Origin of the sequence: Collinsella sp. SGI.184 (genome assembly GCF_050313415.1) — a bacterium.
Classification (GTDB): Bacteria; Actinomycetota; Coriobacteriia; order Coriobacteriales; family Coriobacteriaceae; genus Collinsella.
The window spans coordinates 13,473-24,850 of sequence record NZ_JBNPLJ010000013.1; the positions used below are offsets into that span (position 1 = coordinate 13,473).

An 11,378-nucleotide genomic window follows, 5' to 3' on the forward strand; every position below is an offset into this window, starting at 1 on the left:
TAGAGGAGATTTGCCATGAGCAAGACAATAGTTAAGCCCGCACTATCGCTGGGCAACCACATCTATCTGTATCGCCTGCTGCGCGATGCGATTGGGTGCGGCAAGCAAACGTTTATGACGCAGGTCGAAGAGGCGCTCGCCGCTGGCGACATGGCCGCTTATGACCTGGGCTTCGAGTCCACGCGCGAGCTGCTCGAGGAGCTCGACGACTGCATTAAGCTGACCGTCTTTAAAGGCGGCCGCCTGTATGCCACCGTCATCGCCAACGAGGCCTGGGATGCCGCCCTTGCCAAAGGCGAGGACAAGCCCAAGGCTGCCAAGGGCGCCAAGCAGTCCTACAAAAAGAAAAAGCGCGGCGAGAAGGACCTGAAGGCCGTGCGTCCCAAGCACGTTAAGCGTCCCGAGCCCGAGCCCGTGGCCGAAGTCGCTCCGGAGCCAGAGCCCGAGACAGGGATCGAAGTCGCTATTGAGGTAACGGCAGAAGCCGAAACCGAAATCGACGCCACGACCGATCCCGAAGTCACATCCGAGCAGGAAGCCACCGCGGAGCTCAACGAGACTCCCAAGTCGACAACCGAAGAAGCCGCTAACCAGCCCGAGACGCCTGCGTTCCAAAACAGCGATGTCTTTGGCGACGAGCCCGAGGACGATCAGTCCGACGAGCCCGAGGACGATCAGTCCGACGAGCCCGACGATCAAGACGCTACCGAGTCGACGCCAGAGCCCGAGACGCCGCAGCCCGCCATCTCGCTCACGGTCGTCTATGACCCCGAGAACGCAAACGCCGGCATCACCACCATGGCATCCACGCCAGCCGAGGCAAAGCCATCTGTCGAGGCAGAGGATGCCCCGCGAGCCGATGCCAAAACCGAGACCGCAGACACGTCCGTCTCCGTGGAACCGACGGATTTCGCAGTTAAGCCGGAAAAGGCGCCTGAGCCTGCCATCGAGTCCGCATCCGCATCTGTCTGTGACCAGATTCCCGCACCTGCACCGGCTCCGCTCCCCGTTGCAGTACCTGTCACCACACCCGCAGCACCGACCATCCCCGAGGACTTCCCCGTCGATTTCACAACCGAGGTCTTCTGCCCCGGCCCATTGCTACACCAGCTGTCGACCTATCTCCCCTACGGCGCCGACACGCTCGGCATCGTCGGCGAGTACTACTGGATCGCCCGCGAGCGCGGTACCATCGAGGCCGCGCGAAACCGCGCAAGCTTCCCCCTGCGCTACACGCAGGCCGGCGAGCGCCACGAAGTCACCGTGCGCATCCGCCGCAACACCACCGGCGGCCTCGGCGCCACCTGGACTATCGATAAAGTCGAGCCTTCTACCAAGTAAAAAAGGGACGATAACCCTCAAGGTTATCGTCCCTTTCTCGTTAGGTCACCTGAGCTCGACTAATCGCGCGTCAGCTTGCGGTGAATACGATGCGGCTGGGCTGCGTCCTCGCCCAGGCGCTCGATGCGGTTGGCCTGATAGGCCTCGAAGTTGCCCTCGAACCAATACCAGTTGCCCGGATTCTCGTCGGTGCCCTCCCACGCCAGAATGTGCGTGGCGACGCGGTCCAGGAACATACGGTCGTGGCTAATGACCACCGAGCAGCCCGGGAACTCGAGCAGCGCCGCTTCGAGCGAGGACAGCGTCTCGACGTCGAGGTCGTTCGTGGGCTCGTCGAGGAGCAGCAGGTTGCCGCCCTGCTTGAGCGTAAGCGCCAAGTTCAGACGGTTGCGCTCGCCACCGGAAAGTACGCCAGCGCGCTTCTGCTGGTCCTGGCCCTTAAAGCCAAAGCTCGCCACGTACGCGCGGCTGGGAACCTCGGTCTCGCCGACCATCATGTGGTCCAGGCCATCCGAGACGACCTCCCACAGGTTCTTGTCGGGGTCGATGCCGGAGCGGTTCTGGTCGACGTAAGAAATCTTGACGGTCTCGCCCACCTCGAGCTCGCCCGAAGTCAGCGGCTCCAGGCCCACGATGGTCTTGAACAGCGTGGTCTTGCCCACACCGTTGGGGCCGATGACGCCCACGATGCCGTTGCGCGGCAGGGTGAACGATAGGTCGTCGATGAGCACGCGACCGTCGAACTCCTTGTGCAGGTGATGGGCCTCGAGCACCTTGTTGCCCAGACGTGGGCCCACAGGGATGCGGATATCGGTCCAGTCGAGCTTCTGGCTTGCGCGGGCCTCGGCCTCCATCTCCTCATAGCGAGCCAGACGGGCCTTGTTCTTGGCCTGACGGGCCTTGGGGCTGGAGCGTACCCACTCGAGCTCGGCCTCCATGCGCTTAGCGAGCTTGGCGTCGCGGTTACCCTGAGCCTCGATACGGGCGGCTTTGGTCTCCAGATACGTGGAGTAGTTGCCCTTGTAGGGATAGAGGTGACCACGGTCGACCTCGCAGATCCACTCGGCAACGTTATCCAGGAAGTAGCGATCGTGTGTGACGGCAAGCACCGCGCCCTGGTAGTTGTGCAGGAAGTGCTCGAGCCACAGGATCGACTCGGCGTCCAGATGGTTGGTGGGCTCATCGAGCAGCAGCAGGTCGGGAGCTTCGAGCAGCAGCTTGCACAGGGCCACGCGACGGCGCTCGCCGCCGGAAAGCACGTTGACCGGCATGTCGGAATCGGGCAGCTGCAGGGCATCCATAGCCTGGCCGAGTTTGGAATCGATATCCCAGCCATCGGCGGCATCGATTTCGTCCTGGAGCTTGCCCATCTCGGCCATGAGGGCGTCCATGTCACAGTCCGGGTCGCACATCTCCTCACCGATCTTATTGAAGCGATCGACCTTGGCGATCATGTCGCCAAATGCCATGCGCACGTTCTCGATGACGGTCTTGTCGTCGTCGAGCGGCGGCTCCTGCTGCAGGATACCCACGGTGTAGCCAGGGGTAAGTCTGGCATCGCCGTTGGAGACCTCTTCGATGCCGGCCATGATCTTGAGCAGGGTCGACTTGCCCATACCATTGGGGCCCACGACGCCGATCTTGGCACCGGGGTAGAAACTCAGGGTCACGTCGTCAAGGATCACCTTGTCGCCATGCGCCTTGCGAGCCTGATACATCTGGTAGATAAACTCCGCCATTTACCTGTTTTATCCTTTCTACCTGCTGTTTCCCTATTCTTGTTTCGCTTTAGTGGAAACGAGATGAGAAAACCAGCTCTAAAACGTAACGAAAAAGGGGCACGGTTGCCCATACCCCCTAATACTACCTGGGAAAAGTCCCCCGGAACATACTATGAACTGCGTACGCTAGTTTTCCGCAACCTTAACGAGCGGCTCGCTGCGATTTGCGCCACAGCAGATACGAGTAGACGTAGACGACTCCGACCGAACCAAACGCCAGAACCGCAATCACCGCGGCGACAACTTCACTTGAAAGCACGCTACCCGCAACGCCCATCACAATCAGACCAACACCCAGCACCATAAAGCAGGCACCGCCAAAGCGCTGCGTACGGCGCCAGTTCTCGGGATCGGCAAGCGCCCAGGGCGTCTTGATACCGAGCGTATAGTTCTGCTTCACACGCGGCAAGTAGTTGCCTACGCCAATGAACAGCAAACCGACAGCACCAGAAATCAGCGCGTTGACCGAACCGACCGCCGGCACCACGCCCCAGACCGTAAGCTCTCCCAGCCAGCTTATGGCGCACATGAACAGGGTGAAGGCGATTACGAAGCCCTGATAGAACTTGCCCGAGGTTCGATATGCCTCACCTTTGGGATCGATGCGCGGCACCACGCAGAACATTGCGAGAAGCACCAGGGGCAGCACGCCGAGCGCGGAGGCCTTCCAGCTGGGACCCCAACCGTCAACGCCGTTCGCGCCCCAGTGTGTGGGAATCTGCGCAGGTAAGCTCGGCATCACCATAAGGTGCGCTACGATATTGGCGACGCACAGAGCGACCAGCGCGATCCACACGCGTGGCGATACCCCCGTGGCGTGAATGCCCTTGTTTTCGTTATTCATCCTTATCACCTTCAGTGTTTGTAAAGCCCATAAACCAACCGATCAAGTCCTGCATGACGGTAGTGTTTAAGCTGTAAACGATGTTTTGGCCATGACGTTCGTCGGTCACCAACCCGGCGTTTTTGAGCGTCGCCAAATGATGGCTCAACGATGGCTTGCTGATGTCAAAATGCTCGGCAAGCTCCCCGGCCGTGCGGTCGCCCTCGCGTAGTAGTTCCAAAATGCGCCGCCGCGTAGGATCGGCCAGCGCTTTAAAACCCTCTCCCGGCATAGGACCTCCCCTCAGCAACTCTCATGACACGCACACTATACTCGATATTTAGATGTTTGTCTAACTATATAATATAGGAACATCTATAGAACATTTGTTCGTATTTAGCTACAATGGAAGTTGAAGCAGATGGGCCAGCTCCCTCTATCCGAGAAGGAGATGGACTATGAGTATTGACGATGTCCTGACGTTGTTATTGCTTGTAATCGCGGCTGTGGAGCTCGGCATCCACATTGGAGGTCGAATGAAATAGCCGCCCCCGCGTAATGCGAAGACGGCCACTTCTCACGCTACAAACGTGTTTGGGAGTTGGCCAACCCGCGGCAACGGGTGCCATCTGCTTCAATCTTATGCGAATCCCGATCCCATTTCAACAAGCTCCAAGGGCTCAAATGGAATCGCAATAATACCTATAATGGCGATAGCTAAAACACGATTCGCTTCCCCATCGGAGGATATTTATGACCGAAACCGTTGCCGCAGCCGCCATCGAGACACGCGACACCAAGCTCGAGATCATCATGGGCCGCGAGGCACTCGATAAGCTCGCCGATACTACGGTGCTGGTGCTCGGCTGCGGAGGTGTGGGCTCCAATTGCTGCGAGGCACTCGCCCGCGGCGGCATCGGTCATTTCGTCATTCTGGACAAGGACATCATCGCGCCCAGCAATATCAATCGCCAGGCCATCGCCTTCCACAGCACCGTCGGCAAGCGCAAGGTAGACGTGATGGAAGCCATGATTCGCGATATCAATCCCGCCGCCACCGTTATCAAGCGCACCGAATACCTGTTGAGCGACAACATCGACGAGTTCTTTGCGAGCGTTTTTGAGCAGACGGGCGGCAAGCTCGACTACGTCGTCGACGCCATCGACACCATCTCGGCCAAACTCACCATTGCCAAATATGCTCAGGACCACGACATTCGTTTGGTTAGCTCCATGGGCGGGGCCAACAAGCTCCATCCCGAGTGCCTCCGCTTTGCCGACATCTTCGATACGGTACGTGACCCCATGAGCCGCATTATGCGCAAAGAATGTAAGAAGCGCGGAATCAAGAGCCTACATGTATTGTTTAGCTGCGAGGAATCGGTTAAGACACAGCCCCGCGACCCTTCCAACATCCACGAGCGTACCGAGCTCGGAACCGCCAGCTTTATGCCGCCCATCATGGGTCAGATGATTGCCGGCGAGGTTATCCGCCAGATCAGTGGGCGCGGCACCGAGCGCGTGCGCGCCGATGGCCAGCGCCTGGACTAGCGGAGTGCGCCGAGATGGAGCCCCGGTTATTTGATGCACACTGCCATCTTGATTTGATGGCTTACCCGAATGCTGTTGCCGACGAAACTGCGGCTATAGGGCTGGGGGTCTTTGATTGCGGGGTCGACCCGCGCGACTTCGCGGCAGCAAAAAAGCGGGCCAGCCGCTACCCAAACATTATCGCGGGCGTCGGGCTCCATCCCTGGTGGCTCGCCGACGGCCGCTGCGGTCCTGCCGAAGTCAATCTGCTTTGCAAAGTTGCTGCCCAAGAGCGCCATATCGGCGAAGTCGGACTCGACTTTTCCGCGCGCTTCGCCGGAAGCGAACCGCTACAAATACAGGCACTTAACCGGCTCTGCGATACGCTCGTGCAGTATCCTCTTACCGGGCGCGTGATATCAATTCACGCCGTTCGTTCGGCAGGAACCGTACTGGACGTCCTCGAATCGCATGGTCTACTCATCCCAAACTCTGACTCCCCCGCTATCATCTTCCACTGGTTTAGCGGTACTTCGGACGAACTCGTCCGCGCGCGTAATGTGGGCTGCTATTTTTCTGTCAACGAACTCATGATCGCGTCTAAACGAGGACGCGAATACGCACGACAGATTCCACTCGATCGTTTACTACTCGAGACCGATGCACCAGCGGAGGCAAACACAGAAACAAGCGCGCAGTCGCTCATCAAATCGCTCACATGGACCTCGATGCGCATCGCCTCGCTCAAAAACTGTGACGCAAAGCGCATCGAATCGGCAGTTTTAGCAAATGCGCACTCTATTTTTGGCCTTCGCTAACCCCTGTGGGCAAAAAGACGACAACGATACCATTATGACGGTAGACGTACCGTCCAAGTCCTACGCAAGCTCCAGCAGCTCCGGCAGCTGGTCGATAATCTTGTCCGCGGCATCTTGGCTAAAGCCGAAGCGTTCTTCGCGCTTGGCAATGACCGTCAGGCCGGCTCGCTTGCCGGCAGTGATACCAGGCACCGAATCCTCAACGCAGCAGCAGCGATTCGCGGGCAGTCCCAGCAGGTCCAGCGCATGCAGGTAGATGTCGGGCTCGGGCTTGCTCTCCTTAAACTGCTCGCCGCTCACCACATACTCAAAGGCATCCGACAGCCCGCACGCATTGAGCACTTCCTGGATGCTATCCATGGGAGACGAGCTGGCAAGCGCCACGCGAACGCCGCGGCGCGGCAGCTCTCGAATCGTATCCACGGCGCCTGGGTTAATCAAAGCCTGATAGTCGCGCGGACGCTTATGCGCCCACTCGTCCCAACGGGCCAACGCTTCCTCGCCAGATAAATGCCCCTTACCGGCGCGCTCAAACCAATCGACCAGCATATGCAGGAAGAACTGATGTGAGGTACCGACCTGCCCGTTCAACTCCTCTTGAGTCAGGTTAAGCCCAAGCTCCTTGGCAAACGCGGCAGTCTCGCCCAGGTAGTAATACTCGGTATCGACAATGACGCCGTCCATGTCAAAGATAACGGCGTCGAACGGAAATGCGGACACGGCACCCTCCCTAACAAAAGGGCGCCTGTAAGCAGGCGCCCGAACCATGCATTAATCGGCGATTCTAACCCAGCAGCTTATCCAGCGCCACCGCAATGCCGTCTTCGTTGTTATTGGCAGTCACCATCTGGGCCACGGCCTTAACCTCGTCAACCGCGTTGCCCATGGCAACACCGGTGCCGGCCCACTCAATCATGGACTTGTCGTTCTGGCCGTCGCCAAACGAGACGACCTCGCTGGCATCGATGCCGAGCTTGGGCAGGGCACCCTCGAGCGCGCGGGCCTTGTCGATACCGGAGGCCGTAAACTCAAAGTACCAGTCGGCCGTAAACATACCCGAAAGCGTCTGAGTAAAGGGCGCATACATCTCCTCGTGATGCGCTTGCAGATAGGCCGGGTCGCCCGCAGTGAGCAGCTTGTCCACGGGATAAGTGTCCACGACCTCATGCAGGCTCTCCACCTCGCGAATCTTAAGATCGCACGCGTCGCGCTCGTATTTGACGATGTTTTTCTGCGAGCCATCCGGCAGCGTAATCATGCAGCGGTACGAATCCTCGACATGCAGATCGCGACCGAGCGAAATCATAGGAATCACGTCGAAATTACGCAGATGATCAATCAGACGGTGCAGTTCGTCAGCCGGCATGGCCTGGTCAAAAAGGACCTCATCGGTCTGAGCGTCGACCACATGCGCGCCATTAAAGGCCACCAGCAGACCGTCATGGTTATGAAGGTCGAGCTCCTGCGCCAAGGCGTGCAGCCCCCATGCGGGACGGCCCGAAGCCAAAATGAGCTTAATGCCCGACTCCTGCGCCGCGAGCAGCTTCTCGCGCGTACGCGGGCTGATGACCTTTTGGTCGTTGGTGAGCGTACCGTCGATATCCATTGCGATGGCTTTGATTGCCATATGCGCCTCCTTGCATCGTTTTTATCGCGCACTATCTTATCCGAGCCGGGGCACGTTCGCACAGCGCACGTATGACGGTTGCAAAACCACCCCATTTGAAACAAAGGCAAAAAAGTACTTGCAAAGACGCGTTCCGACATATAAGTTGATAAAAGACCGCCGTTGCGGTTTTAAGTAGATCGAGCATATGAAGTTTGAGTTTTAGCGTGTAAGAGAAGGAAGATCGGCAAAGTACAACCCCAAACGTAATGACAACTTAATGAGGTAACTGCCACATGTGAGGCACCTAGGGCATTGCTGTCTCGATTTTGAGCACGATGCCTTCCGCCTTGCATGGGCCGTTCCATCCCGCCCCTGCAGCAACTGTCTCACGGGCTCATTGAAAACCGCATAGCACCCCAACGTCAGCACATCACCCACGGCAAGCACATCACTCACGACAACCAACACATCAACAAACAGCACGAACATCAACCGATTGGAGAAGCTATGACAAACCACCACGCTGAAGACGGCGATAAGAAAAGCATTCTGGATGCCCGCATTGAGCGAGCATATGCAAACGAATATGACGCCGCCTTTGCCGCCGCGACCATCAAGAACTACGCGTCGCTACCGCTCGCGACGATCTTGGCCGACCACCCTCAACTGCTGAAGCGCTGCACAAAGATCATGGGCGACCCCGACATTCGCAAGCTGACAGACCCCTATGCCCCAAAACGCGGCAACGATTCGTACGTTCTTGCCGTAGGCTGCCTAGCCCATATGCTTACGGCGCTCGACACGAAACTCAAGCTCGAATGGGAACCCGACGAGCGTCATGAACTCGAAAGTAAGCGGAACACCCTGCGCACCGCACTGTTCCTTCCGTTGGACGGCCTCAAGCGCTGCAACGTCGAGCTCAATACACAGGCGCGGCAAAAGCCCGGGACCACGGGGCAGAAAACTCCAAGACCCCATGCGGCCATCGTCGACCGCAACCGATATAACCGCATGACCGCACACTTTTCCGCCGAGGGAGCAGCCATAAGGACGCTGATCGACCTGCTGTGCCTCCTGAGCATCAACGAGCTATTTGAGGGCTATCTCGCCCTTGTTCCCGCGACGGCACCCAAGTCGGTAGCAAAGATCATCGAGACCTGCAGACGCCAGTTTGAGCGCCATCGCAATGGCAGCGAGATGAACGCCAGCATCGCGCAGTACTACGCGGCTCATTACAAAAATGACGGATGTGCCCCTGTCGAGCATCAGCTGCGGCTCGCCTACACCACGCCCGTCGCAACGCTCCATCGCTTTGGAGCCCTTGGCGCTTGCGAGCCGTACGAACAGGCAGCCTGCCCCACAACCGAGCTCGATCTCAGGCTCGGACGAACCCTGTAGCCCGCCAGCCCCTCCGCGGGCAACAATCCTATTCCACAACACAACCAACAGAAAGGAGTCCTCATGGACACCAATCATTCCCCCATCATCAGCCCCCTCACCATGCGTGAATCCGCCCGAGGTATCACGCTCACCAGCATTTACGATGAGATGCTCGCCCGTCGCGAGCTCTCCGTCATGGGAAACATCGAAACCCCGATGGCCCACGACCTATGCCAGCAGATCCGCCTGCTCGATGCCGCCGACCCCAGCCGCCCCATCACCATATTTGTCGCCAGCGCCGGCGGAAGCGTGCGATCGGGTCTTGCGATCTATGACGCCATGCGCCTCGCATCGTGCCCCATCCGCACCGTCTGCCTGGAATTCGCCGCGTCCATGGGCGCCGTGATCTTTATGGGCGGCGACGATCGCCGTATGGCGCCCCATGCAGAGCTCATGATTCACGACCCGCTGATCCCCCAGGGGGCAGGCGGCTCGGCACTTGCGCTGCAGGAAACCAGCCGGCGTCTCATGCAGACCCGCAAGACCCTCACGCAAATCCTCTCGGACCGCAGCGGCCTCACGCCCAAGCGCATCCAGTCCCTCACCGCAAAAGACACCTACCTTTCGGCCGAGCGCGCCGTCGAGCTCGGCTTTGCCCACGAAATCCTCTCGACCACCAAGGAGGTCGCCCATGTCTAACCTCACCAGCCGCCTCGCCGCATCTGAGTCCGCATCGTCCACCATCCTCGCCAAGGATCGAATGCTTTCCTGCGACACCCGCCAAACGGGACTCAACAACAACGCACTTGTGATCGGCCCCTCGGGAGCCGGCAAGACCCGAAACGTCCTCAAGCCCAACCTGCTGCAAATGAACGCAAGCTACATCGTGCTCGACACCAAAGGCACGCTCTGTCGCGAAGTGGGACCCGTGCTGGCAGCCCACGGCTACCGCGTGCAATGTCTCAACTTCGCCGACCTCAACACCGTCCCGGCCCTTGCGCCCGGCATCGAGCGCTGCGGCTACAACCCCCTGAGGCACATTCGCCGCAAGGCGGACGGCAGGCCCAACCAGCAGGACATCCTCTCGGTGGCAAAGGCCATCTGCCCCATCGAGGACAACAACCAGCCTTTTTGGGATCATGCGGCGGCAAACCTGCTGTCGTGTCTTATCGCCTACGTCACCGAACAGCTACCCGCCGACGAGCAGACGATCAGCTCGGTCATCAAGCTGATCGAGCACCTGCAGGACGGTGCCACGGGTCGATTGTTTGACGACCTGATCACGATCGACCCCCAAAGCTATGCCCTCTCGCTATGGCGGCGCTACGCCATTACGCAAAATGCCGAGCGCATGCACGCGAGCATCGTCGGCATCCTTGCCGAAAAGGTCATGTGTCTGGGATTCGACGGTGCGGCACAGCTCTATCGTGAGTGCCATCAGGTGGACTTCGCTTCCATGGGACACACCCCCTGCGCCCTATTTGTAACCGTGAGCGATATTGACCGCAATCTCGATCCGCTGACCGGCCTCTTTATTTCGCAGGCGTTTATGGGCCTCATTCGTGAGGCCGATAGGCAGCCCGACGGCAGCCTGCCCGTGCCCGTGCGCTTTATGCTCGATGACTTCGCAAATCTGCAGATCCCCCAGATCGACAACGTGCTCTCGATTATCCGAAGCCGCAACATCTGGGCAACGCTGCTGCTGCAGTCGACCAACCAGCTCGATGCGCTCTATGGCGAGGCACGCGCACGCTCCATCATGGGCAACTGCGACACGCATCTGGTGCTGGCGTTCCAGGATCCCGAGAGTGCCCGGGTGTTTTCCGAACGCGCCGACGCGCTGCCCAGCACGCTCATGGCGACGCCGATCGATCGCTCGTGGCTCTTTGTGCGCGGCCACACTCCCGAACAGGTCGAGCGCTTTAGGCTCGAAGACCATCCGCTCTACGGGGAGCTGCCCGAGGCGCAGCGAGACCATGCGGAGGCCGAGATCTAGGCGCAGGGTTCTCGCGGCGCGCGGCGCCCCGGCGATGTTCCACAAAGGCCGTGCGCCCCGGGACTACGGCAAAGCAAAGGGGCCCGCATCCGATAGGATA

At 59.2% G+C, this 11,378-nt stretch carries 11 protein-coding genes; 6 read left to right on the plus strand and 5 right to left on the minus strand.

Annotated features, from left to right (window positions below):
* Window positions 1–15 precede the first annotated feature (15 nt).
* On the plus strand, window positions 16–1,341 hold the full coding sequence (locus ACQRAJ_RS05610; RefSeq protein WP_427747954.1) for a hypothetical protein: 1,326 nt from the start codon (window positions 16–18) through the stop codon (window positions 1,339–1,341).
* Window positions 1,342–1,400: 59 nt separating this feature from the next.
* Here the strand turns inward: ACQRAJ_RS05610 and ettA are convergent, their stop codons facing one another.
* The 3 genes from ettA to ACQRAJ_RS05625 form a co-directional block, all read right to left on the minus strand.
* Window positions 1,401–3,080, minus strand: a complete 1,680-nt coding sequence (gene ettA, locus ACQRAJ_RS05615; RefSeq protein WP_055251458.1) for an energy-dependent translational throttle protein EttA — start codon at window positions 3,078–3,080, stop codon at window positions 1,401–1,403.
* A gap of 184 nt (window positions 3,081–3,264) precedes the next feature.
* Entirely contained in the window at window positions 3,265–3,966 is a 702-nt protein-coding gene (locus tag ACQRAJ_RS05620; RefSeq protein ID WP_427727826.1) for an SdpI family protein, read from the minus strand.
* Window positions 3,959–4,237 (minus strand): autorepressor SdpR family transcription factor, encoded by a 279-nt coding sequence (locus ACQRAJ_RS05625; RefSeq protein ID WP_154517353.1) that lies wholly within the window; start codon window positions 4,235–4,237, stop codon window positions 3,959–3,961. Before ACQRAJ_RS05625 ends, ACQRAJ_RS05620 begins: the two co-directional genes overlap by 8 nt.
* Before the next feature lie 461 nt (window positions 4,238–4,698).
* Here ACQRAJ_RS05625 and ACQRAJ_RS05630 point away from each other — a divergent pair, with 461 nt between their 5' ends.
* Both ACQRAJ_RS05630 and ACQRAJ_RS05635 read left to right on the plus strand, forming a co-directional pair.
* Entirely contained in the window at window positions 4,699–5,496 is a 798-nt protein-coding gene (locus ACQRAJ_RS05630; protein WP_427747956.1) for a tRNA threonylcarbamoyladenosine dehydratase, read from the plus strand.
* Between the two features lie 14 nt (window positions 5,497–5,510).
* Window positions 5,511–6,293: a TatD family hydrolase gene (locus ACQRAJ_RS05635; RefSeq protein WP_427747957.1), complete on the plus strand. Its 783-nt coding sequence runs from the start codon at window positions 5,511–5,513 to the stop codon at window positions 6,291–6,293.
* 60 nt (window positions 6,294–6,353) lie between these two features.
* Here the strand turns inward: ACQRAJ_RS05635 and ACQRAJ_RS05640 are convergent, their stop codons facing one another.
* Window positions 6,354–7,013 (minus strand): HAD family hydrolase, encoded by a 660-nt coding sequence (locus ACQRAJ_RS05640; protein WP_427747958.1) that lies wholly within the window; start codon window positions 7,011–7,013, stop codon window positions 6,354–6,356.
* Window positions 7,014–7,077: 64 nt separating this feature from the next.
* Entirely contained in the window at window positions 7,078–7,920 is an 843-nt protein-coding gene (locus tag ACQRAJ_RS05645; RefSeq protein WP_427747959.1) for a Cof-type HAD-IIB family hydrolase, read from the minus strand.
* Window positions 7,921–8,409: 489 nt separating this feature from the next.
* Here ACQRAJ_RS05645 and ACQRAJ_RS05650 point away from each other — a divergent pair, with 489 nt between their 5' ends.
* From ACQRAJ_RS05650 to ACQRAJ_RS05660, 3 genes are all read left to right on the plus strand, one after another.
* Window positions 8,410–9,300 (plus strand): hypothetical protein, encoded by an 891-nt coding sequence (locus ACQRAJ_RS05650; protein WP_427718547.1) that lies wholly within the window; start codon window positions 8,410–8,412, stop codon window positions 9,298–9,300.
* Between the two features lie 63 nt (window positions 9,301–9,363).
* On the plus strand, window positions 9,364–9,981 hold the full coding sequence (locus ACQRAJ_RS05655) for an ATP-dependent Clp protease proteolytic subunit (RefSeq protein ID WP_427718549.1): 618 nt from the start codon (window positions 9,364–9,366) through the stop codon (window positions 9,979–9,981).
* A complete protein-coding gene (locus tag ACQRAJ_RS05660; protein WP_427718552.1) occupies window positions 9,974–11,278 on the plus strand; it encodes a VirD4-like conjugal transfer protein, CD1115 family in 1,305 nt (434 codons plus the stop codon). The genes ACQRAJ_RS05655 and ACQRAJ_RS05660 overlap by 8 nt, the downstream gene beginning before the upstream one ends.
* Window positions 11,279–11,378 lie beyond the last annotated feature (100 nt).